Annotated in this window: 29 protein-coding genes and 1 other RNA gene; 3 read left to right on the forward strand and 27 right to left on the reverse strand. The window is 59.1% G+C overall.

The genetic code is table 11. The features are described from left to right. Positions 1-48: 48 nt before the first annotated feature. From G7Y52_RS00595 to G7Y52_RS00610, 4 genes are all read right to left on the reverse strand, one after another. The gene (locus G7Y52_RS00595; RefSeq protein ID WP_165064466.1) at positions 49-474 is read right to left on the reverse strand and encodes a phage protein Gp36 family protein; all 426 of its coding nucleotides are present in this window, start codon (positions 472-474) and stop codon (positions 49-51) included. A gap of 228 nt (positions 475-702) precedes the next feature. Then, a complete protein-coding gene (locus G7Y52_RS00600; RefSeq protein ID WP_165064469.1) occupies positions 703-1,698 on the reverse strand; it encodes a major capsid protein in 996 nt (331 codons plus the stop codon). Positions 1,699-1,727: 29 nt separating this feature from the next. Further along, entirely contained in the window at positions 1,728-2,111 is a 384-nt protein-coding gene (locus tag G7Y52_RS00605) for a hypothetical protein (protein WP_165064472.1), read from the reverse strand. A gap of 9 nt (positions 2,112-2,120) precedes the next feature. Then, positions 2,121-3,050: a phage protease gene (locus tag G7Y52_RS00610; RefSeq protein ID WP_165064474.1), complete on the reverse strand. Its 930-nt coding sequence runs from the start codon at positions 3,048-3,050 to the stop codon at positions 2,121-2,123. A 94-nt stretch (positions 3,051-3,144) separates the two neighbouring features. Between G7Y52_RS00610 and G7Y52_RS00615 the strand changes: the two genes are divergently transcribed. Then, positions 3,145-3,342 (forward strand): hypothetical protein, encoded by a 198-nt coding sequence (locus G7Y52_RS00615; protein WP_165064477.1) that lies wholly within the window; start codon positions 3,145-3,147, stop codon positions 3,340-3,342. A 246-nt stretch (positions 3,343-3,588) separates the two neighbouring features. Here the strand turns inward: G7Y52_RS00615 and G7Y52_RS00620 are convergent, their stop codons facing one another. From G7Y52_RS00620 to G7Y52_RS00730, 23 genes are all read right to left on the reverse strand, one after another. Continuing rightward, entirely contained in the window at positions 3,589-4,674 is a 1,086-nt protein-coding gene (locus tag G7Y52_RS00620) for an ADP-ribosylglycohydrolase family protein (RefSeq protein WP_206215151.1), read from the reverse strand. 63 nt (positions 4,675-4,737) lie between these two features. Then, on the reverse strand, positions 4,738-6,684 hold the full coding sequence (locus tag G7Y52_RS00625) for a phage minor head protein (protein WP_165064480.1): 1,947 nt from the start codon (positions 6,682-6,684) through the stop codon (positions 4,738-4,740). Continuing rightward, positions 6,665-8,233 carry a DUF935 family protein gene (locus tag G7Y52_RS00630; RefSeq protein WP_165064484.1) on the reverse strand — a complete coding sequence of 523 codons (1,569 nt, stop codon included), beginning with the start codon at positions 8,231-8,233 and terminating at the stop codon, positions 6,665-6,667. Before G7Y52_RS00630 ends, G7Y52_RS00625 begins: the two co-directional genes overlap by 20 nt. 79 nt (positions 8,234-8,312) lie before the next feature. Continuing rightward, a complete protein-coding gene (locus G7Y52_RS00635; protein ID WP_165064487.1) occupies positions 8,313-9,782 on the reverse strand; it encodes a hypothetical protein in 1,470 nt (489 codons plus the stop codon). Next, positions 9,779-10,393 carry a hypothetical protein gene (locus G7Y52_RS00640; RefSeq protein ID WP_165064490.1) on the reverse strand — a complete coding sequence of 205 codons (615 nt, stop codon included), beginning with the start codon at positions 10,391-10,393 and terminating at the stop codon, positions 9,779-9,781. The genes G7Y52_RS00635 and G7Y52_RS00640 overlap by 4 nt, the downstream gene beginning before the upstream one ends. Continuing rightward, entirely contained in the window at positions 10,393-10,632 is a 240-nt protein-coding gene (locus G7Y52_RS00645) for a hypothetical protein (RefSeq protein ID WP_165064493.1), read from the reverse strand. The genes G7Y52_RS00640 and G7Y52_RS00645 overlap by 1 nt, the downstream gene beginning before the upstream one ends. 2 nt (positions 10,633-10,634) lie before the next feature. Further along, entirely contained in the window at positions 10,635-11,039 is a 405-nt protein-coding gene (locus G7Y52_RS00650) for a transcriptional regulator (protein WP_165064496.1), read from the reverse strand. Between the two features lie 341 nt (positions 11,040-11,380). Continuing rightward, positions 11,381-11,740, reverse strand: coding sequence for a hypothetical protein (locus G7Y52_RS00655; RefSeq protein ID WP_165064499.1), 360 nt, complete (start codon positions 11,738-11,740; stop codon positions 11,381-11,383). Continuing rightward, complete coding sequence (locus G7Y52_RS00660) at positions 11,737-12,342, reverse strand: transglycosylase SLT domain-containing protein (RefSeq protein ID WP_241159545.1); 606 nt, start codon at positions 12,340-12,342, stop codon at positions 11,737-11,739. Before G7Y52_RS00660 ends, G7Y52_RS00655 begins: the two co-directional genes overlap by 4 nt. Before the next feature lie 131 nt (positions 12,343-12,473). Beyond that, entirely contained in the window at positions 12,474-12,833 is a 360-nt protein-coding gene (locus tag G7Y52_RS00665) for a putative holin (RefSeq protein ID WP_165064505.1), read from the reverse strand. Positions 12,834-12,977: 144 nt separating this feature from the next. Next, on the reverse strand, positions 12,978-13,433 hold the full coding sequence (locus G7Y52_RS00670) for a helix-turn-helix domain-containing protein (RefSeq protein ID WP_165064507.1): 456 nt from the start codon (positions 13,431-13,433) through the stop codon (positions 12,978-12,980). Positions 13,434-13,461: 28 nt separating this feature from the next. Next, on the reverse strand, positions 13,462-13,830 hold the full coding sequence (locus G7Y52_RS00675; RefSeq protein ID WP_165064509.1) for a hypothetical protein: 369 nt from the start codon (positions 13,828-13,830) through the stop codon (positions 13,462-13,464). Beyond that, complete coding sequence (locus G7Y52_RS00680) at positions 13,820-14,308, reverse strand: regulatory protein GemA (protein ID WP_165064511.1); 489 nt, start codon at positions 14,306-14,308, stop codon at positions 13,820-13,822. Before G7Y52_RS00680 ends, G7Y52_RS00675 begins: the two co-directional genes overlap by 11 nt. Before the next feature lie 166 nt (positions 14,309-14,474). Beyond that, positions 14,475-14,551: hammerhead ribozyme type II (locus G7Y52_RS00685), an RNA gene on the reverse strand. Continuing rightward, positions 14,551-14,844, reverse strand: coding sequence for an HU family DNA-binding protein (locus G7Y52_RS00690; RefSeq protein WP_165064514.1), 294 nt, complete (start codon positions 14,842-14,844; stop codon positions 14,551-14,553). The genes G7Y52_RS00685 and G7Y52_RS00690 overlap by 1 nt, the downstream gene beginning before the upstream one ends. A 5-nt stretch (positions 14,845-14,849) precedes the next feature. Then, positions 14,850-15,101, reverse strand: coding sequence for a hypothetical protein (locus G7Y52_RS00695; RefSeq protein WP_165064517.1), 252 nt, complete (start codon positions 15,099-15,101; stop codon positions 14,850-14,852). A 2-nt stretch (positions 15,102-15,103) separates the two neighbouring features. Then, positions 15,104-15,619: a host-nuclease inhibitor Gam family protein gene (locus tag G7Y52_RS00700; protein ID WP_165064520.1), complete on the reverse strand. Its 516-nt coding sequence runs from the start codon at positions 15,617-15,619 to the stop codon at positions 15,104-15,106. After that, positions 15,619-15,837 carry a hypothetical protein gene (locus tag G7Y52_RS00705; protein ID WP_165064523.1) on the reverse strand — a complete coding sequence of 73 codons (219 nt, stop codon included), beginning with the start codon at positions 15,835-15,837 and terminating at the stop codon, positions 15,619-15,621. Before G7Y52_RS00705 ends, G7Y52_RS00700 begins: the two co-directional genes overlap by 1 nt. Before the next feature lie 148 nt (positions 15,838-15,985). Next, positions 15,986-16,630: a hypothetical protein gene (locus tag G7Y52_RS00710; RefSeq protein ID WP_165064525.1), complete on the reverse strand. Its 645-nt coding sequence runs from the start codon at positions 16,628-16,630 to the stop codon at positions 15,986-15,988. An 8-nt stretch (positions 16,631-16,638) separates the two neighbouring features. Then, positions 16,639-17,352, reverse strand: a complete 714-nt coding sequence (locus G7Y52_RS00715) for an ATP-binding protein (RefSeq protein WP_165064528.1) — start codon at positions 17,350-17,352, stop codon at positions 16,639-16,641. 18 nt (positions 17,353-17,370) lie between these two features. Then, entirely contained in the window at positions 17,371-19,542 is a 2,172-nt protein-coding gene (locus G7Y52_RS00720; RefSeq protein WP_165064530.1) for a Mu transposase C-terminal domain-containing protein, read from the reverse strand. Positions 19,543-19,780: 238 nt separating this feature from the next. Continuing rightward, positions 19,781-20,206, reverse strand: coding sequence for a hypothetical protein (locus tag G7Y52_RS00725; protein ID WP_165064533.1), 426 nt, complete (start codon positions 20,204-20,206; stop codon positions 19,781-19,783). Between the two features lie 12 nt (positions 20,207-20,218). Then, positions 20,219-20,698: a hypothetical protein gene (locus G7Y52_RS00730; RefSeq protein WP_206215153.1), complete on the reverse strand. Its 480-nt coding sequence runs from the start codon at positions 20,696-20,698 to the stop codon at positions 20,219-20,221. A 64-nt stretch (positions 20,699-20,762) separates the two neighbouring features. Between G7Y52_RS00730 and G7Y52_RS00735 the strand changes: the two genes are divergently transcribed. Both G7Y52_RS00735 and G7Y52_RS00740 read left to right on the forward strand, forming a co-directional pair. Then, the gene (locus tag G7Y52_RS00735; protein ID WP_165064539.1) at positions 20,763-21,188 is read left to right on the forward strand and encodes a helix-turn-helix domain-containing protein; all 426 of its coding nucleotides are present in this window, start codon (positions 20,763-20,765) and stop codon (positions 21,186-21,188) included. A 247-nt stretch (positions 21,189-21,435) separates the two neighbouring features. Then, positions 21,436-21,601, forward strand: a 166-nt coding sequence (locus G7Y52_RS00740; protein ID WP_165064542.1) for a transposase, incomplete at its 3' end; no start/stop codon positions are given.

Consider the following 21,601-nt stretch of genomic DNA (forward strand, 5'->3'; position numbering starts at 1 on the left):
AGTTGCGGCTTGCTCCGCTGCGCGGCTGGCCGCATCCGTGCGGTCATTTTACAGACCCCGCAAGTCGAATAGTTTTTGAGGGGCGATAACAGCCACGCTGGCATCTTCCCGATCCGGATGGGTCTCTTCCAGCGGCAGCTTCTGCCGCCCCCGGACAATGTCCTCCAGAAGTTCGGTGGCGTATTTCCATTGCTTCTGGATGGGTATCCATTCGTTCTCGCTCGTGGCCTCGGTCTTCATCAGGGAGGTGATAGCCCCGATCACCCGATAGGCTCCAATGGCCGCCGCGATATACCGCACCAGCTCCGGCACATACGGCCAGGGCTGCGGATATCTGTAGGAAAGCGCGTCGCCGACCTCCCCGGAAACTTCCTCAATAACCCGCTCCACGAGGCCGGGATTCAGCTTCTCGCACGCCTGCACATATTTGGGCAGGAGAAGGTCGGTGATATGGGATGCCTGGCACAGTTTCATGGTATGGCCTTTGTGCGCGTTTTAGACCAGTTTTAGACTAGTCTAAAACGCTTTCAGGTATGTTTGTCCATCCGGGCTGTTTTTTTGCGCCACAGCGGCGATGTTGCGCCTGCTCGGTCGCGTAAGCCCGGATGCGGCGCAAGGAAGGCACATTGAGCGCAAGGGAGTGTACTCTTCTGGTACATGACCGCAGCGCGAAATGCCGCCTGACGCCGCGACGCGCCGGGATCACGCGACCGCAACACATTTGCAGACGCTGCGGGAGGGCCGCGCCGGCATGGGCTTGGTCTGGCCGATCAGCGTGATGCCGGAATCGTCCTCGCGCTTTACGGGCACGATGTGCATGGGAACAGCGGCATTGTTGGCCGAAATGGAATCAATGGCGCAGTACCAGATGGTGCCGGGCACATCCACGGCAATGGCCATCAGCGTTTTGGCGTCCAGCTTGGGAACCCACTCGCCGGAAAGGGGCGCGGGGTAGGTTTCGTCCATGAAGCGGATGACGTAGGAGCCGATCCGCGCCTCGCCATTGCCCAGCTTGATGCCGATGGGCGCGTCTTGCGCTGTGGAACGGTAGTTTTCCGCCATGTCCAGAAAGACGGCAGCCACGTCCTCGCCGCAGAGGAACTCCACCTTGCCGCCTAGGCCGGCCATGCGGATTTTCTGCTGCATGTCCCGCAGCAGACGGTAGACGGCGGACAGTTTGGACGCGCCGGTCAGCTTTGTGCTCAGGTCGTGAACGAGCGGAGCGCCATAATCCAGGCCGTAGTCGGCGGAACGCCCGCCCTGGAGCCGCACGGGCCAGGACAGTCTGCCGGTGGTCAGAACGCCGGCGCACATCCCCTCCGTGGTGTTGTGGGCGGTCTGGCGGATCTGCTCCACCTTGCGGGTGCGCCAGGCTTCCAGGGACGCCTGGTTGCCCATGAGGACGCGCAGGTCATTCAATTCGGCAGCCGAAACCGGCACCTGCACCTTGATGGGCATGGGCGCGAAATACTGGGTTTCCACTTCCTCTTCCAGCAGCGGGATGGGCGCGCCCTCGCGGCGCACGACCGGCACCGTCTGCACCACGGCCTTGAGATCGGTAATGCCGATCATGGGCAGCGGATGCGCGGGCCGGCTTTTGAAATAGCTGTCCATGATGGTGGATTCGATGGGCGGCAGCGTTTTGAGGGACTGCGCCACCGCCTGCGGCGCAAAGAGATTGCGAAGCGTAGCAAGCATGATGATTCGACTCCTTGGAATTGTTTCTGTTACACCGCGAAAATGCCGCGCTCCATGAGCAGCGCCGCCTGGATGTCCGACAGGGGCTTGTCGTCTCCGGTCTTCAAAAGCCGCGCCTTCACCCCGCCATGCACCACGCAGAGCGCCGAGGTTTCGGCGGACTCGCCTGTGGGATCGCAGGGGCTGTCCACCACGGCGGCGGGCATGACAGTCGCCTCATCGCTGGAAAGCAGCGGCTCCCAGACTGCCGCGCCGTCTTCGCCCCCTACACGCTTCAAAACGGTGCCCACAGGAATGGCCTTTGCGCGGGCGGCTTCCGAAAGCGGCAGGTAATGGAGAACGACTTGATGATCGCTGGTGGCGGCCCGTTCGCCGCCGATGCTGTGCTTGCCCAGATAACCTTCATTGGCCATAATGTTCTCCTACAGTTTCGCCGTCAGTTCGGCGGGGTTGATATTCTGGCCGCCTTCCGCGCTGTGGGCCGGAGGCGCGGAAAACATCGCGTCGCCCCGCGCATCCGCCGGGCGTGCCTCCTGCTCCCGCAGGTATTTTTCCTCCAGACTGATCGTCTCGGCCGTGCCGTCCGGGGCCGCGAAGTCGAACGTTCCGCCCTGGGCCGCGAGAGCCGCCGCAAACTGCAGCACACCGGCCTTTTCCGCAGGCGTGATCTTGCCGGCGGCCACCAGGGCGGAAACGCGGGCCTCGCGTTTTTCTCCCTCAACCTTGCCCTTGTAGGCGGCAAAGTCGGCGGCGGTTTTGTCCGCCTTTTCCTGCGCGGCGGCCTTTTCAGCCTCCGCCTTGTCCTTGCCTTCCTTGTGGGCGTCTGCTTTCTTTTTCAGATCCGCGTTTTCAGTTTTCAGCGCCTCAACCTGCGCCTGCAGCTGGCCCACCTGCCGCTGCAATTCTTCCGCTGTCATGCTGCCTCCTTGACTGGTTGAAAAATCAACGGTGATACAATCCGCGCCCTGCGCCAGCTCCACGGCTTTCAGGCCGTCAATGGCCGGCTGGGCAGCGCCCAGAAGCGCCACATGGCGCAGGGTTTTCCGATCCGGCATCAGGCTCATGCTGACGTGGCGGTAGTGCCCTTTTGCCACAAGCTCCTTCACCTCGCCCGGAACCTGGGCAAACTGCGCGAGCAATCTTCCGCCTTCGGCCCTGACGCCGCTCGCCCAGCCGAAAGCCGGGGCCGCGTCCGTTTTGGGGTGGCCAAAGACAAGCGGACAATCGCGCTGTTGCGGGTTGTAGGCGCTGGCAATGGCCGCAAGATCAGCATCCGTGAAGGTCTGCGGGCGGCCCTGACTGTCGGTGAACGTTCCGGTACGGGCGATCTCTATCCAGTTTGATTCATCCATATTTCGCGCTTTGAGGCATTTCGCCTCCTGTGATAGCTGTTGCCTGTCCATTCACTTTCAGCCCCGGCCAGTTCGGGATTCACAGGAGACGAACATGTCTGAAAAAGTTTCTCTTGATTTGTCCCGGTATGATTCTGCTTTTCTGCTTGCATACCAACTCGTGGCAGACCACATTCATTCCGGCAATGCGACAACAGCCGATATCCCGAACTGCCTTGCGGAACTGACGGAAATTATCCGAAAGTTCGGAGGGAAACCTGACTCACGGGGTGAACAGGAACCCCGCACATAGCCAGAAGCGCAAGCCGGATTTCAACCGGGCCGCATCCGGCCTCCCTGAGCGTCTTTGCGACATCTTCAAGGATGACGGGGAAATCCGCTGTGAATTCCCGGCGCTGATGCTGCGCGCTTTCCGTTGTGTTCAATTCAGTGTTGGTATTCATGAAAGTTTCCTCCAAATGAAAAGCCCCTGTTTCCGGCTACTATGAACCAGAAACAGGGGCTTTGCCTGGACAGCAGGCGTTCAGTGCGGGGTATTTTAAACGCTGGGCAACAAATCCCACCTCGGCATCCTGATGGCGATGTCGCGGATTTCCTCACGCTTCACCAGCGTGTCCAGCCACTCCTGCGGGATGGATTTAAGGCCATAATGAAGGGCGGCCAGAGCGCCGGTGACCGCTCCAGTGGTATCCGTATCCTCGCCAAGGTTTACGGCCCGCAGGACGGCGTCTTTATAGTTTTTGGTGGTCAGAAATGACCAGAAAGCGGCCTCCAGAGTATCCACCACAAAGCCCGTGCTTCTGATTTCGCTTTCAGACAATGCGGCGATGTCTCCTTTTAGAATACGATCAAATTGAGCCAGGGCGTCCTTGTCCAGGAACGTGTAGTGCGCGAAATCCTGTTTCAGTTCCGCATAGGCCGCCTTCTTGCCGCGTCCTTTTTGCAGGAGATTGAGCATTTCCAGATAAATAAAGCAGGCGGTCACAGACCAGGAATGGGCGTGAGTAAGGGAGGAGACAGTTTTCGTTATCCGATACCGCTCCTGCGCGTCCTTTCCAAAAAAATAAAAGACGAGCGGCGCAACTCTCATCAGGCTGCCGTTGCCGTTGTCTTTTTCCTCTTTGCCGCCGGCTTTGGCTGGCTCCACGCCTTTTTTCATGCGCTCAATGGCGCGGTTAGTGGCGTTGCCGATATCAAAAGTTTCGCCATGAGGGGTGTAGGCCGCCTCATCGCGCCAAGCTATGAAGCTTTTTGCGAGATCTTCTATATAGATTTTTGTCGGTCCCATGTTATCAGCCAACGCCAGCGTCATGGACGTATCGTCTGACCATGTTCCAGGCGGTTGGTTGTAGGTTCCATAGCCCTGCATTGTGGTTACATGGAATGTTCCGCGTTTCTTGAATTCCACTGGCACGCCAAGGGCATCTGCCACGGCCACACCCAAAAGCAGCGATTGAGGCTTGTCATCAGCCGGCTCATAATTTTCGCAATCAGCGCCATGCCAGTATACGTCGTCCGGCTTATGGTCGGGATCTTCATAAATCGTGCATGTATCAGTGTTCGCCCTGTCCAGGACATAACCTTCGCCTGCTGTTGCCCTGAACATGCAGGTGCGGCAGGCCACAGGGTTTGGATGGACGGCTGTCCAGGCTTCGTTTTCCCATCGCGGTCTTGCTGTTTCCACTTTCTAAACCTCAATTTGCTCCACGACTTCCATGTCTATAAAAATGCCCTTGGAGCTTTTTTCAACCTTTGTGACTCTGAATTTTGTGCCACGCTGGATAATTGTTTCAAGTTCTCCGCCGAAAGAAGACTGTCCGCTTATGCCGTCCCAGTTCTTTTTCGCGCCGTATCCGTAGGCGCTGAACGGCTCGGCATACAGCATTTTTGTCCCTTTCGGGCAATAAATATTGAAGATAACCCCTGGGAAGCCCGTTCCCTTGCAACTTCCGCAAGAAACAAACGCCGTGTCAGTAACCGCGTCTTTTTTGAGCAGGTCGAATAATTTATCCTGCGACATGCCCTTCAGCTGTTTCTCTGAAATCCCCAGAAATGCCGCCGCTCCAGAAGGCTTGACACCGCGCTGCACCCATATATCCCTATCATAGCTAGACCTGTTTATCAGATTCGTCAAATGCTTGATTGCATCTCCTGATCCCTCATTATTCAGGTTTACCTTGCCGACACCCTTAAAATTACCCCAGTCTTTGTCATGCCCGCGTAATGGCCGGTTAAAAGAACCTGATCCTGAAGTATATTTGTAAGCCGCATTCCTTTCAACGGTCTTGGCCTTCTGCCATACCTCGCCGCATTTCTGTCGTAAGACAGCGTCAGCTTCTTTCCGCGTTTTGGCCCAAATCGCTGCATCCTTGCGCTCCTGTGAGTATGGATCGTCAGCGGTCTTGCCAGTTTTGGCAGTTACCTTACCACCTTTTTTAAGCGATAACAAGGACGCCTGATTGTTTTTCAGGCTCTGTTGCAGATTGTAGTATTCCTGGCCCTTCTCGGAGAATTCGTCCAGGTCTTTGAGAAAACCCTGAAATTTGGTCACATCCTGCGGGGTCAGGCCGCCTGTGGCCAGTTTGAAAAGGTAGTAGTCCTTTTTGGCCTGGATGCTGGCGGCCTTCTTTGACCATTCGGCTGTGGTGATATCGCTCTGCCAGATGCCGCTGTAGGTCTTGATGGGGAAGGCATTGAGCTTCACATGGAGCTTTTTGCTTTCCGCATTCAGCTTGTTCTTGAGCGCCGTGGTGGCCTTTTTCTCAAGGAGCGCCTGCTGTTCTGCCTTTTTGGCTTCCAAGGCTTCCTTGACGGCCTTGTCTGTCGTGGTTTTGATTTGCTCATCCAGCGCGGAAATTTCGGCCTGCAACAATTTTTGTGTGACAGGCGCTTTCTTTGGCGGGGGAAAATCCTTGAGTCCGGGCAAATCCGCCACACCGCCGTTTTTTGCCCATTCCTTGAACGGGTTGTTCCTGAAGCCGCTGTCGGCTCCTGGAAAATTGACGAAATACTCCATCTTGGTCTTCGGATCAGTCCACATGTCGGCCTTGGGCATCTCCTTTTCCACGGTCAGCCCCTGTTTTTTGACCTGCCGTTCCGAGAGCGTGACCACACCGCAGCGGCATCTGAAGCCGTTTGGAGGATAGTGGGAATCCCAAAACTCATGCTCAGCCGGGTAGACCTTGCCGTGCAGAATTGCATGCGATGGACGCACCCGCTTGTCCATGACCGCCATATACTGCCAGTAGGGACGCGAGTTTTTGACGGCCTGCATCTTCTTGTAGCGGCCTGCGGCGTAGGCGCTCTGCATGTTGGTGCGGAAGATGTTTTCAACCCTGTGGCCGTGCCAGCCCTGGGTCTGAATCGCCGCCAGAATGCGCTCCCTGAATTGCGGCAGGGTTTCGCCATTGGCCAGCGCGGCCTCGATGCCGTCACTGACCAGCTTGACCAAATCCTGCTGATACAGACCCGTCACATAAAACGCCCGCGCCTTCGCGCCGTCTGCCAGGCCCTTGGCCTGATCCCATGTCAGCTTGGCCCGTTCCTGCCAGAACTTGATGGCCGCGTCAGGCTGGACAGGCTCGGCGATGATTTCAGGATCATCCAGCGTGAAGTCAGGCTTTTTCTTGGCCATCGTCTTCGATTTCCGCTTCTATGGCCGCAGCGCCATGCCCGGCGGCGGCTGTCATGGCGCACGCCAGAAAATTCTCCAGTGTGCGGGGAGTCATGGCCGGCGCCAGCAGTTCCACAAGCCTGTCCTGCAGGTCGTCATAGCTTTTGGCTTGATGGATGGCGGCCTCCACCTCGCCAACAAAGGCGTTGCTGGCCCGCAGAGCCTTGGGCAGCATTTTGACAATGGCGGCATCCAAGGTTTGTTGCGCTTTTTCGGCGAGATGAGGCTGGCGGTTTGGCGCGGTAAAGTCCGCCGTGGCTTCTTCCCCCGGCTGTGGAGACGTCTGCCCGCGCACCTGAAATTCGCCGGGCTTCAGGCCATAGACCTCCGTGAAATGCTCCTCGGTGAATTCGGCCCCGATTTCTGTCAGCTTTTTGTCCAGATCAGCCTGCATGTTGAGGTCATCCGGCTCCTCATACGCGGCCAGCGGCGCAAGCACACCCGGCGCAGCGTTGACCTGGGCATAGAGCCACGCGATTTCATTCCAGGCGTCGCAGACCATTGCCTTGTCGGCATCGGCCAGCCCTTCGGCTACGTCCTGGTGCGTCTGGGCGGCCGCCTGGCTGTTTTTTCCCTCCATCTCCACCGTCAGGGTCTGGCCCATGAGGATTTTGCTGATGGCCTTGTCCTGCCGGGCCAGAAATTTCTCGTGGATTTCACCCTGCGTCTGGCCCGCGCTCTCCAGCTTGACGTCCGCCCCGTGAGGGATAACCGCCACAGCGTCCTGCACCATGCGGGCAAGGTCGCGGGCGATCTTGAGCTTGTCCTGATCTGATGCTTGCGCAGGAGCCGTTCCCACAACCCAGGGCATCCCATGCCGCTCCACGAAACGGGCATAGAACGTCAGGCCGCCGCGCTTGAAGCTCACCGGCCAGAGACAGCGGGAAAGGAGGCGCAAGCCGTAGGGGTTGTCGTAGGTGGCGTGATGCGCGACAAAAACGAATTTGCCGGGCGGGAGCGGCTGCGGCTCGGCACAGAAGAGGCCATATTCCCCCACAAACACGGGCTGGTTTTTGCTGTCAAAGCGGAACCAGTGAAAGGGCCGGGCGATGATGTCCACGATGTGCCACCAGTCGCCGGAAAAGCGCCAGACAAGCTCCAGCGGCGTATAGCCATAGAACGGCGCGTCCAGCATGGCGCTGATGATCGATCTCTGGTTTGTGCGCTCCAAATCCTGCCGGAAGCGCCGGAAAAGCGCCTCCGCCTCCGGGGTTGGCTCCTCGCCTTCCACAGCGCCAGCCCGCAGGTTGAAATGCGGGCAGTTGAGGACGCGGTTTTTGCGGGAAAGCATGGCCGTGGCCACCTGGTCATCGGCGGAAAGATCGCGCAGGACAGTGGCCTCGTCGCCCCGCTTGCGCAGCACTGGATCAGGGTCCGGGAGCGTGGAGAGCCAGCCTTCCAGCTCGGCGTAATACACGCCCGCGTTCTGGCGGGTGGCCAGCTCGGTTGAAAGTTCCGCCGCCGAAAACGGCCTGAAAGAGCCGTCCGGCATGAAGAGACCATCGGCCATAGAAAAAGCCTCCGTTTTCTGGCAGTATGACAGGGACACGGAGGCGTTGCAGGGATTGTGGGCGAACTATGCGGAATTTTTACCAGCCTGAGAAATCCATCCCCTCCATCGGTATCCCCACATATTCCCACGGCTCCACGCTGCCCAGTTCCTTCCGGGCGTCCAGCATCATGGCGCAGGCGATGGCGGAGTCGCCGTGTCTGCCGCCCGTCTTGTCTCTGGTGCGCTGTTCAGGCACGCGGGCCACGCCCTTGACCACGCGCAGGGAGCGAAAATCGGAAAGAATGCCGGAGTCTTTGGGGAGCATGAGAGTCCTGTCCTCAATGCCCGCTTTCAGGAGCGGCATGGTTTCGCGGTACCAGGCTTCGGAGATCATGACTTCCCGCACCAGCCCCGGCCCGTACTGCTGGCGGCAGGCTTCGGCCAGGGCGGAGCCATTGCCGCGAGCATCCAGCGACACGCCGGAAAAGCGCGGCAGTTTGTCCAGAATCGCAAAAAGGATTTGCTGCTGCGTCCTGTGCGGGCAGTTGCGCAATTCCAGAACAAAGGGCGGCGTGAGGCGCAAATCCCGCTGCTCGGTGGCCGGCCAGAACACGGACAAGTCGCCGGAGCGCCCAAAGTCCACGCCGCAGAAATGGCTTTGCTCGCGTGGCAGATCCGCCAGCAGGGGCGCGAGGTTTTCCTCAATCCAGCCGCGTGTCCAGGTTTCGGCAATGGGCAAGGGCCAGTCCACAAAGTCCGCCGCAGGCTCTGCCCAGGTGATGACCGGCGCGTCATCCATGCACGCTTCAATCATGCCGGCCGTGAGATACGCGCCGCTGGAACGGTTGGGAATGCAGAAAAGCTCCTCGTCCGCGCCGTCGCCGTAGTCGGCAATGATGCCGGCCCGCCATGCGGCCTCCGCTTCCGCTGACCAGGGCTTTGGCGGCCTGCCGTTTTTGCAGATGGTCTTGAAAAGACCGTCCGCGATGGCATCATCCAGCGTGGTGCGATGCAGGCTGTACGTTTTGTTTCCGGCCCGGATATCCTTGATCAGCTCGTTGAACGCATTGTCCTCGCCATTGTGGGTGGAGAGAATGGACACCGAGCCGCCCCACATCAGAAGCGCGAAGGCGGCCTTCATCAGCTCCGGCAGATCATCGACAAAGGCGGCTTCGTCCAGGATGACGCGGCCCTGCTTGGAACGCAGGGAGCGGGGTTCGGAAGGCAGCCCCCAGACGTTGAAGCCGGAGGCAAAGCGGATGCGGTAGACGGTGATGTCGCGGTCTTCATCCCGCAGCACAACTTCTTCCGCATCGTCCGCCACCATGTTAAACACCTTGGCCCAGAAGGCGCAGTCACGGATGAAGGTCTGGGTCATCTCCTTGTTGTAGGAAAGATAAAAGGTGTCCTGGCCGCCTGCCTCGCGGCTTTTGGCCGCCTCCATCGCGGACTGGAGCGCCTCGCAGTAGCTTGCGCCGATGCGGCGGCTTTTTTCCCAGACGCGCACCCGGCTCCTGTCGCCCACCCAGCGTTGCTGGTAGGGCAAAAGCACTTCGGCCGGCTTCATGCTTCCTCCGCCACGCCAAGGGCCTTGTAGATGCTCTCGGCCATGTTCTGCGACAGACCGCGCCGCCTGCTCTCCTCGGTCTCGTTTTCTTTGGGCAGGGACGCTTCCAGCTCCGCCACCAGCTCAAGGCAGCGTTTCACGTCCTGCACCGTGGCCGTGGAGATTTTATCCGGGTCGGCAAGAGCAAGCCCCAGCTTGCGTTCCACGGCTTCGCGCAGGGCGGCAATGGCCTCGGCGCGGTTGCCGATCTTGCGGCGCGTTACGGGCGCGGCGCTCGGTATCTTGCCGGCGGCGGCCAGCTCCTGCCGCTTGAGGGCCAGGGATTCCAGAGAGGACACGGCAAAGGCCATGGGCGCGGCCTCCTTGGCGTCCGCCGCCGTCAAAAGCTGCTCCAGCGCCTTCTGACGGCCCTTGACCAGATTGACGCGGATCTCGCTCTCCGCCTGCGCGATTTCCGCCCGCTTGCGGGACCAGTTATAGAGTTGCCCCCACGCCTTGAGCGTGGTGGGCGAAACGCCGGTTGCCTCGGCCACCGCCGCATAACTCAAGCGGTCAACGCAATAGAGTTCCTGCGCCCGCCAGAGCGTGTCCGTGGGGTATTCGCGGCCCATCAGATGCCCAAATCCCGTTCCAGGATTTCAATCTTGCGCACCACGCCCTTGAGTTCCTGCTTCAATTCGTTGAGCCGGATGGACAGGCGCATGATGTATTCCGCGTCAATCTCCACGGGTTCCGCAGTCAGCGGCAGACTGTGCCGGATGGATTCACAATGACTTGTGATTTCCGCTTCAATGGATTTTCGCCTGATACGCAGTTCCTCGCGCTGCCCCAGGTTCTCCGCCCTGCTCATGCTCAATTCCCCCTGGCCTCAATGATGGTGGAAAGATGTTCAACGGCCCTGGTGTTGTTCACTATGATGGTCTGCATTCCCTGCGCGATTTGCACGATGCTTTCGGCCACGCGCTCATAGCTTTTCACCAGGGCGACATTCTTCTGATAAAAAATCACGACTTCCCCGTGCTTGGCCCCGATGTCGTCAAGAATCTTCTGGGTGTCCTGGCGGTAGGCTTCCAGCATGGATTCCATGCGCCGGGCATGGCGGTTGTTCAGGGCGAAAGCCGCCAGAAACGCCGTGACAATGGCAAGCGTGGGCAGCGCCAGAATGATGCAGATAACGCCCGGAACGCCAAGCGCCACCAGACTTTCCAGCATCGGTTGCGCCGCAGCCAGCGCCGTGCCCAGTTCAGTTGCTCCCATCTCTGGTTCCTCCCTTTACCTGCCAGCAGGAGAGCGCCGCAGACAGGCCGTCAATGTACGCTCTCATTCTGTCGTCACGTTCCATCAGCGCCGCCATGTTGGCCGGACTTTCCAGCGGCTCCGCCGCATTCAGCAACGGCAGCGCCGGAGCGGCGGGGGCGGGACAGTCAGGCAAGTTGAGAACGGGCGGGGCGGCCCGCCTCGCTCCGCAGCCGCAGAGGCACAGCATCAGGATGATGCTGGCCGCGCAGCGGGAGCATAGCGAAAACCGCGCCAGCCCATCCCAGAGGGTGGGCGTCATCCGAAACAGACGCAAGCGACAGCCCGATCCGGCGCGGCGTCTAAAGTGGCCGATTAAGACGCCGCACAGCGCGATGGCGCGTTTCATCGTCTACCACCCTTGCCTTTTCCGTTTCCGTCCGGGGCCTTGGCCTGGCCGCGTCCATGATGGCCGCCCGCTCGGCGGCGTCCGCCTGCGCCTGGGCTTCCCGCTCAAGGCAGCGCCGGGCATTGTCCGCCAGGGCTTCCGCCCGCGTTGTCGCCGCCTGTGCCCGCGCCTTCCAGTCGTCGCGTTCCTGCCGCGTGACGGCATGGGCCGCCTCTTCGGCAGCAAGGGAACGTTCCAGCGTCTGCGCCGCGAAATACTGGATCGCAGCCGCCAACGCAAAGCCGATGGCAAAAATTGCGAGGATCTTGTTCATGGCTCAATTCCCGGCCCCCAGCCGGCCTTGACGTATGCCTGCTGGCGTTCCTTGAGGATGCGGCGCGGATATTGCCGATTTTCCCGGAACGCGGCCACGGAGCGCCCGGCGTTGACGTTCTCCACATGGTCAAACCAGCGCCAGTCGTCCACGCCGAGCTTTTTTGCCCTGGCCTTGTCCCGATTCACCCAGCCAAGGCCGCCATTATAGGCGGAGAGGGTAAAGGCCATCTCCTCAAAGTCGGTAGCGCCATGCACCCTGTCCCGGAGCCACTTGTCATAAGCGCAGAGCGCCCGCAGGCTCCACGCCGGGTTGAAGGGCGCGGGCTTGCCCGTTTCCGGCATAACGCCGGGCAACCAGCGCGCGGTCGCGGGCATGAACTGGGCAAGGCCCTGCGCTCCGGCATGGGAAACCGTGTTGTTTTTCCACCAGCTTTCCGTATGTACCTGCGCCGCGAAAACAGACACCGGCGCGTCAAGCCCCCAATAGGCGCGGGCCGCCCGCGTGAGGGTTGCCTTGTGCTGCGCGGCCGCGCGGGGAATGGTGATTTCGGCGGCGTGGGCGGCTCCGCCGATGCCAACGGCAAGAAGCGCGGCCAACAGGATGAAAGCCCGGATTTTTGCGCCAGACAAGGAAGGTAAGCGTTTTGCCGGGGGAGTGGACACAGGCGTCCATGACCCCGGCAAAACGCGCAGCCTGACGCCGTATGGCGGAAAAAGACGCGCTTTCATCGCTACAGCCCCACGGCCACGGCGATAACAAAGCCAAAGATGATAACGGCCCGCCGCGTAAGGGACGCGCAAAACGGCAGGATACAGCCCTCGGCCACGGGGTAATCCGGCTTGCCGTCCGGGCCGGTGGCATCCGGGTTCTTGCGCCAGTCCCTGTCCAGATAGCCGGAGGGTAAGGCATAGGGAAAGGCGAGGTAGTCGAAGGCCATGCCGACAATGGCCGCAAGGACAACCAGCGCCAGCTTGTAGCCGATGACCGGCCCTTGCGCCGGCGAAAAAACGATGATGCCCAGAAGCAGGCAGAGGCCGAAAATCATGAACAGGGAGAGCAGAAAACGGGGATTGCAAATCAGCTTCTTCACGGTGCGCTCCTTTTGAAATTCTGGCCGCCGGGCCAATCCCGGCGGCCATCGGGGAGTTTGGGCCAGACGCGAAAAGGCCCATTTCCGGGGTATCAGAAATGGGCCTGCGGTTCATGGACACGTGGCGCGGTATGCAGAGAACTTTTACTCGTCAAAGTCCTCGCGGAGGGCTTTCACTTCGGATGCGCGGACGCGCACGGGGTTTTCCCGCAGGCGCACCAGCTTTCCTTCGGCGATCAGATTGTAGATGGTTCGCTCGCTGACGTTGAGGCAATAGGCCGCCTGCTTGGCATTCAACAGGTCATGGCGTTCCAGCATTTCAAGCGGCGTCAGATAGTACCCCTGTTCCGGCGGCAGTTGGGGATAGCGGATGGGGAGCGGCAACGGAAAGCCTGCGGGCCGCTTCAACGTGCAGTGCGCGGCGCACCCCACGCAGCAGAAAACATCATCGCGCACAAACCAGAACGGCTTGTCCTTACGTCCGTTCAGGGCAAGCCCGCAGCCGAGGGCCTCATAAATCTTCTGGTCTGGTTTCGCATTGTACGGACGCCAGCCGTTTTTGACCAGAGTCACGATGTCCATGATCCTGGTTCTGGACATAGCACACCTCCAGAGCCGTTTATTCGCGTCACAAACTCCCCGCGTCTGCCATCCTGCCAAATAATCTGAAAAAGAGCTCGTCACCTTCGCGTCCTGTCTGGTCGCGGCAGGCCATGCATTCGCGCCGGTCAAGGCGGCGGCAATGGGCGCAGCGAATCTCCTGCAAGGTGTCGACAAGCGTTCTCGCTGAAACCTGCGGCAGCGCCTGCGGCGGGATCTCCTGTGGGCTGGCCAGGGCAGCACGGATTCTTGCCGCCTGATTGCCTGAATTGCCGGGGTATTTGCCGGAAAGCGCCAGATAGACCGAAGAGCGCGACAGCTCCGGATGCGCCTTGCAAAAGGCATGGACTGAGGCGTACTGCTTCAGGATATCGGCTTTCAGGTTTTCAGTCGGCACGCTCCGCCATCCTGATCTGACGCTTTTCAAAGCTTTTTTCCCGGCGCTGCAAATCGGAAAGCAGGATGCCGATTTTTTCGCCGTCATGCAGCCAGAGGAAACAGTGCGCTCCGAATGCCCGTTTCACCCTGGTATCAAGGCTGGTCATGGAATAGCCCAGCTTGCGCCATATCGCCAGAATCTGCCGCTTTTCCCGCGCATAGGGCATGGAGTCGGTCACTTCAATAAAATCCGGCCTGGCGTTTGCCGTGACCCGCCTGTTGCGGCTTTTCGCGGGAGCCTTGTATTCCACTCCAAGCCGTGCGAAGTGATGCACCAGACGGGAAAGCTGGGGCACCGTCATGTCTTTTCGGCTCTCCACGCCAAACTCGGAGCGGAGCAGACTCCGAAAAGCCTCTTCATCCATTTCCGGCAGCTGCTTCCTGGCCACCTCTATCTTGCGATACAGGCCAAGCCGCATGGTGCGGTTTTCTTTCATGGCTGCCCCCCCTTTACACCAGATCAAAAGTCCAGAAACGCAAATGGCCCGGAGCCGGAATGGGCTGGGCCAGGCGTGTAACGGCCTGTATCCGCCACCAGTACAGTGCGTCCTCCATGATGCGGCGAAAGGGTCAATCTCGTTATAATAGGCGCTCATAATTCTTTTTCGGCTGCTCGTCAGGCCCTGCGCACCACCGCCGGGCGACCGCGCCGCCCTTGGAGTGGGCGGGCGGTTTCGCTTTATGGTTTCAATGCCTCTTTAAAGTCTCTGAACGGTGAAAAAGTCACCTTTTTGCCTGCCGGAATTTCCAGCGGTTCGCCCGTCCTGGGATTGCGCCCCGTGCGGGCTTTGGTTGCCACGGTCTTGAGTTTGCCGATGCCCGGCAGGCTCACTTCGCCGCCGCCCAGAAGTTCGGCTGCCATCACATTACAGGTTGCTTCCAGCGTACTTTCCACATGCAGCCGGTTCGCCACGCCACGCCCGCCCTTGGGCATGGATTCCATGATGCCGTCAATCAATTCCTTCTTTGTCATGCCCGCTACCAGTGCCGGATATATTGGCCCACAAAACGGAGGACGGTTTCCCTGTTGTGTCCGGCTTTCAACAGTTCGTCCCGCGCCATAGTCGCCAGTTCCGATATGATGTTACGCCGCTCAAATTCCGGAGCCTCCTGCCAGTCGCGGCGCTTTTTCAGGGCAGGAATATCCGCCGGGCTTTCGACGTGTCCCCAGAACAGTCCTTCCGCATACTGCCTGCCCAGCAGTTCCTTTTCCTTTTTGGTCAGCCTCATGGCTACGCCGCCCCCTCCTGCGGGAGTGGGTCTTTTTTGATTTCAATAAAGAAAGCGTCCACCTGCTGCCGCCGCATACCCACCAGTTCCAGCCGTTCATCCGGCCAGCCGAGGGCCGCGTCCTTGTTGATTTCCTCCTTCGTGCGGATGCCGTCCGCCAGGTTGTACTGATGCAGCCGTTCCAGGGTCATTTCCGCCGTCACGCCGCGAATCTGGACAATCCGCGTGCTGGCCCGGAAGCCGATGGTTCCGAAACCAAGGTCAACGCTTTTCGCCTTGGCAAACAGCGTCTGGCGGTTGAGCTTGGCGAATACCGCCACAGCGTCCGCAAGTTCCTTGCGGCGGGCCATCAGGGGGTTGGCCTCCTGGCTCGCCCTGGCCTTGGCTGTGTCGATGCTCTCCTGCATGGCTGCGGAGATGCCGTCCAGCTTGCGATCCAGGGCGGCAATCTCCGCCAGGGCGCACTCGGCCTGGGCGCGGTCTTCCACCACATGCGGGTCAGGCTTGATTCTGGACATCAGTAACCTCCCATTTCGCGGGCCAGGGGCGGCCTGTCTGTGAGCCGCATGGCGGCGTCCACATTGCAATCCATGATTGCTTCCAGGTGTTCCGCCTGTTCAGCCGCAGCGGCCAGATTGCGGCGGCAGATGCGGACAAGCTGGGCGTCATCTGCCCTCACTCTTCCGAGCAGCGGTTCCAGGGCCGCACTGATGCTTTTCAGTTCCTCACTCAACATGGCCTTTCCTCCCTGTTATGCGTTCTTAGAGCATTTTCTCTTTGAAAATGCTCTGCTGGCGCGAAAGCGGCAGCCGCCGCAACGCGGCGTACATTCAGGCGAAAACCGCGTTTTTCGCCTGAATGCCACCTTTGACTTTCATAAAAAGTCAAAGGTAATCTGTTCTAAGTTCCGTGACGGGGTTGTCCTGCTTTTCAAAGCGGGTCAGCAGGACGCGGGCCGCCTCCACAATGCCCCTTGCCGTATGAGGGGCGTAGGGGTCGGCGCAGAGCATCAGGCGGGTAATTGTCGCCGCTGCCGTGCGTTCTTTTGCAAAGGGGTCTGTTGCCCGAATGGGGGGATATGGCGTTTCCGGGTTCTGGTCCGCCTTCACGGTGGCCCGCCAGGTAACAGCGTTTCGATCATCCCGGCCCATCCGTTCAATGAAGCCTTCTTCCTCCAGCCAGTTGCAGTAGCGGAGCGCCTGCGTGTAGGAGACGCGCGTCATCATGGCGCATTCCGATACGGACCAGCCCGGTTTGGCCTTGCGGACAAAGCGCCACAGAGCTTCATAGCTTTTCGCCTCGCGGGGGCGATGCTTGAAATCGTAGGTGAAACAGCCGGGGCGCGTCCGCTTGACTTCTCCATGCCGTGTCATGTCGGAAATACGGCTGCGGACAACGGCCTGCTCCGCTTCGCTTTTCAGCCCCAGCGCCTCATAGACAAGCTGGTAGCTGATTTCCTTGCCGCCTTTGCCCAGAGCTTGCAGCGCCGCGCGCACCGCTTCCTTGCTGACTTCCTTGCGGGTATCCATGCCGCCCCCTACTTGCGCCGCCAGTTGCGGGTGGAACGGGCTGTATCCAGCATCTGCCGATCCACGCTGAAGGAGCCTTGCGCCTTGGCCGTCTTTTCCAGAATCAGGCACATATTGCGGACAAGCCGGAAGTCGCCTTCCGTGGTCTGGGCAATTTCCCCGGCCAGTTCCAGGGGCACGTCCAGCCCGGCGGCCTGCATGGCATAGAGGGCCACTTCCGCCGGACTGATGGGGCCGAACTCAATTTCATGGACAACGCGGCTCCATATCCTGCGCCGCTCCGAAAGCAGGCCGAAAATGCCTTCCTCTCCGATAAGGACGACAGGCGCGCCGGTCATTTCGTGAATGTCCCGCAAATCTTCTATGCGGTCGATTTTCAGACGGTCGGCCTCGTCGATGAACAGCGGCTTGGTATTGCCTTCGAGCGCCTGGACAATCAGTTCCTTGCAGCGGTTGCCCGTGTGCCGGGGCATGTCCGTATTTTTCCCCCGGACTTCAAAGAGCAGGCGCTGCAAGAAGCTGGTCTGGCTCCAGTTCTGCCAGACGCGGACATACGCGCCGCCGCGCTGGAAGTGATAGCGATCCGCCGCCACGCTCTTGCCGCGCCCGGCCTGCCCGTAGGCAAGCACAAAGCCGGAAAGCCCCCGGTCCGCGCCGGTCACTTCGTCCACCGCCGCGTCAAAGCGGCTCATGGCCTCGGTTTCAATGATCGTTTCCCGCATTGTGATTCCTCCATATTGTTATGCCATCCGGGCGGATTGCCGGGCATAGACAGCTTTCAGGCCCTCATAGCGGGCTTTGCCGTAACGCTCATATTCCGGTGTCTGCTCGTAGGCTTCCATCCATGCGGCATCCGCCGGGACAAGCTCCGCGCCCTGCTCAAACTTGACCTTGAACAGATAGGCGTAGCGTTCTTGTGAATCCTTCCAGCGTTTGAGGTCGGACGGCGTGTAGCCGGGCGCGGCGTCCATATCGGCCCTGGCCTGCGCCTTTGCAGCCTCAAACGCGGCCTTTTCCTCCGCTGTGGGAGTTGTCAGGGGGATGACTTTCGCCCGCTTCGGGGCTTCCGGCGGCGTTGCGTTCTGGATGGCGGCGACATGGGCGCGAACCTCCGGCATGACCGTTGCCGTGAGCATCCCGCGCATGAGGGCTTCGCTCTGGTTCTTTTGCCGGCCCTTGAGTTCAAGAGCGGCCTTGAACGCGGCCTGCTGCTCCGACGTTCCCAGATAGTCCGCCGCCGGGTGCAGTCCGCTGGCTATGTGATGATGCTCCCTGTCCAGCGCCTTGCAGATGAAGTTCCCGTCCATGTCATAAACAAGCACATGGTCAGGCGTCAGATGTTCATCATAACGAACCAGCACTTCATGGCGGCGGCGGGAAATCCCTTCATGCCAGTAAAGCCGCCCGTTGAGCCTGATGCCGTCCTTTGTGATGACGCTGATCTTCTTCTGCATCATCAGTTCGGTCAGCTTGTTCATGTCAGCTTCCGAGAGGCCGTCGCCGCGCCCCGCCATGAACACTTCTCCGGGCTTGCGCCCGTGAAGGTGGGTGCGGAACTGCGGGCGCTCCGCGTATTCCGCGAACCAGCGGGCCACCTGGTAATGCGTTTCTTCCAGCGTGAGGGGGCGTCCGCCCATCTTTTCATAAAGCTGCCGGTGGAGTTCTTCTCCGCGCTTCATGCGGGCGGGCTTGTGGGCAATGTCAAAGCCCGTATAGCTTGGCATCCATACTTCAAGCCCGTGCATCGTCCCGAAGAATCGTTCTATGGGCTTGCTCTGACCGTGGTAGGGCCAGGCATGGATCACCTTGCAGCCAAGGCTTTCATACAGGCCGAAGATGCCCGCCTGTTCAAAGTCCGGGCAGCCCTCAAAAAAACGGGCGCGGAAGGCGCGGCCATTGTCGATGTACACAACGCGGGGGAACTTCCCCAGCATGATGCAGGTTCGCCGGAAGGCGGCGGAAATGCTGGCCGTGTTCTCGGTGGGCATGATTTCCCAGCCAAGCGGGCAGTTGCTGGCCCCGTCATAGAAAAGCAGGATGGTCATCCGCTTGGGCTTGCCCGTGGCCGGATTGGTGGATTCAAAGTTGAGCGTATGGCCGTCGGCAATAACAATGTCGCCCACGGAAACAAGGTTCCAGTCCCGCAAGAGAGAGATGGCGCACTTGTCGTTCCAGGCTTTTTTGCCTTCGCGGAACAGCGTCCATGCATCAAAGCAGGTCTGCATATAGGATTTCACGAAGCGCCGGATTGTCGGCTCGGACGGGATATAGATGCCCTCCGCCTGAAACTTCTTTTGCACTTCATTGACGCACTGGCTGATGGCGGGAGCGTTCGGGTTGAGGATATGCCCCAGAATGACCGTGCGGTGACGCTCCGTAAGCAACGTCCGGCCCCGGTGCGCCACTCCGCGCTTGTCCGTCAGGGCAAGGACGCTGCCCGCCCGCTCCTGCGCCACTTTCCAGCGTTCAAGGGTCTGCCAGCTTACCTTGCCGACTTCCTCAAGGAGCTTTGGCCACGCCCCGCCCATGTAAGCCGCGATGAAGTCCTGCCGCTGTTTCTTGCCGTAGCCGAAGCGCCGCAGCCACGAGAGGTACTGGCGCACAAGGTCCGCGCGGGCCAGAGCCTTGTTGCGCCGGGAATCATCCATGATGGCGGCTTGCGTGGTGGCGGAAAGAGCAGGAAGGGTTGTTGCAGGGTCGGATTCAGCCAGAGCGGCCTTTTCCTCGGCTACCTGTATGGCAAGGCGCGTACTTTCCGGCATGGAGGAGGCAAGCCATTCTTTGCCGCCACCGCGTCCGGAGCGAGGACGTGATTGCCAGTTTTCGACTTTTGCTTTCCAGTCTATGCCCTGTCTTGTCATTCCCATCATTGGGGCCAGGGTATTAGATGTATATGCTTCCTTGACGACCATATCTTGCCCCCTCAACGATTGAGCCTTGGGTCAAACAGATATGCTGCCGGAACGCCCATCTCCTTGAGTGCGTCCAATACCTTTGGGGAATGTCTTTTACCCTTCACAGTTGCGGAAACTGATTCAGACGTAACGCCAATCCGCCGCCCCAATTCCGCCATGCTGACGCCGTGAGAATCCAGGATGGATCTGATGATATACCGGCACGCGAAGCGCTGAATCCCGCAGGCTGCTCGGTTCATAGTTCTTTCTCCAGCTTGTTCTTGCGCTGCCGCGCCGCTTTTTCGTCAAGGATGGCCTGGGCGTAATCCCGGAGCATCCGATCTTCCCGCGTCATCAGGTCAAAACCCAAAGCCCGTGCGGCAACGCGCAAGGGTTCCGCGCAGTCTGTGACGGAGCAAAATACCAGCAAGGCAAGAATTGACGGTGGGTGGCTCAAGTCGGAAGGGGAAAGCCACTTGTCCAGCGTGGCCTTGCTGATAACGGGAGAATTGCCGGAGGTGAGCCGGATGCCGGACTGCGCCGCCAAATCATTGAGGCGGTCAACAAGTATCTTTCGTCCCTCGCTTTCCTCCGCGCCCGCCGCGTTACGCATGGCGGCCCGAATGGCCGCCATGACGCCGGTGAGTTGAAAAGAGGTGCCGAGGAGGGATAGCTGGGACATAGTGGATTGCCTCTACATTTGGTCCACGGCCAGTTCCACGAGCTTCAGAAATTCCTGCCGGGTGACGCCGGTCATCCGCTTGGCCTGGTCAAGGCAGTCTATGAGGTTGTCCAGCGTGGAAAAGAAGTCGTCGGAGAATCCATCCAACCCAAAATTGTGGTAATAGGCTATGGCCGCCTCATCCGTAGGAAAGAGATCGCGCCGGTCTTGCATGGCAGGTTCAATCAGATGGAGATAATCAGATTCAGAAAGACTACTCTCTCTGATTCCCGCGACCTGTAGAAAATCTTGGTATCGCATTTGTGCCCTCCGCTTGTGTCCAAAGTCAGGCTTGCCGTGAACGTTGATTCCAGCAGGTGGAGCGGCTAAAGTCGGCATTGTCAGGCTTGAAACTTCAACCGCTCGCAAATCCAAACTAAAGGCAAAGACTGTTTCAGCCAATGCTTTTAGCAGTTGCATAAAGATTTTTTCTTTTTGCAAGATAAGTCCCATAAAATACAGGGTATTTCCCTTGTTTTGTGGGTTGCGTTGTCGGTTGCATAAAAAGGAAAAATCTATGCAACCCTTCGATGAACAGCTAGAACGAATGAAAAAAGCTGTTGGAGCTGATACCGATACAGCTTTAGCCGGTTACCTGGGTATAACCCAAGGCTCCATGTCTGGCGCGAAGGCCAAGAAAAAAATCCCGCCACACTGGTTTTTCTTGGTTTCAGATAAGACAGGAATTTCTATTGATTTTCTTTATTCTGGAAATGCGAGGATGGAGCAGCAGGATACCGAGCAACAATCGGAGACATCCAATAATTGCCATGGCTGTGCCATTCTAGAACGGCAACTGTCCCAGGAACGACAAGAGCGACAAGCCTTGAGCAAGGAAAATGGCGAATTGAAAGCCCAAATAGCCCGCTTGGAAGAACGACTTAGAGCGGTAAGCGGGGGAGGCAACGAATCTGTCGTTGCCACAAAGGCAAGTAACGCCTAGCCGAAAAGCTAAGGCGAAAATTATCCCTTTCAGACCGCCGGAGTGATGGCGTAAAAAAGCCCTGCTTTTTGTGTTCGTTTTGACACATGTCAGGGCTTTTTCATTTCTCAAGTTGCATGAAAAAAGGGCCGCAAACCGGCCCCAAATTCTCAAACCTTTTTTTCTGGCGCTTTTCAGGCTTCGGTCAAGCGCCTAGGGCCTGTTCACGCTATTTGACGAATTATATTCATGGGGTATACTCGCCCCCATGAACATAACCAAAGAACAATATGAACGCATTGCCGACTGCTTCCCCCGACAGCGGGGAAATGTTTCCCTGGATAATCGCCAGGTTCTCAATGCTATCCTCTATGTCGCGGAAAATGGCTGCAAGTGGCGGCGTCTCCCAAAAGAATTCGGCAACTGGCATACCA

Origin of the sequence: Desulfovibrio sp. ZJ200, assembly GCF_011039095.1 — a bacterium.
Classification (GTDB): domain Bacteria; phylum Desulfobacterota; class Desulfovibrionia; order Desulfovibrionales; family Desulfovibrionaceae; genus Desulfovibrio.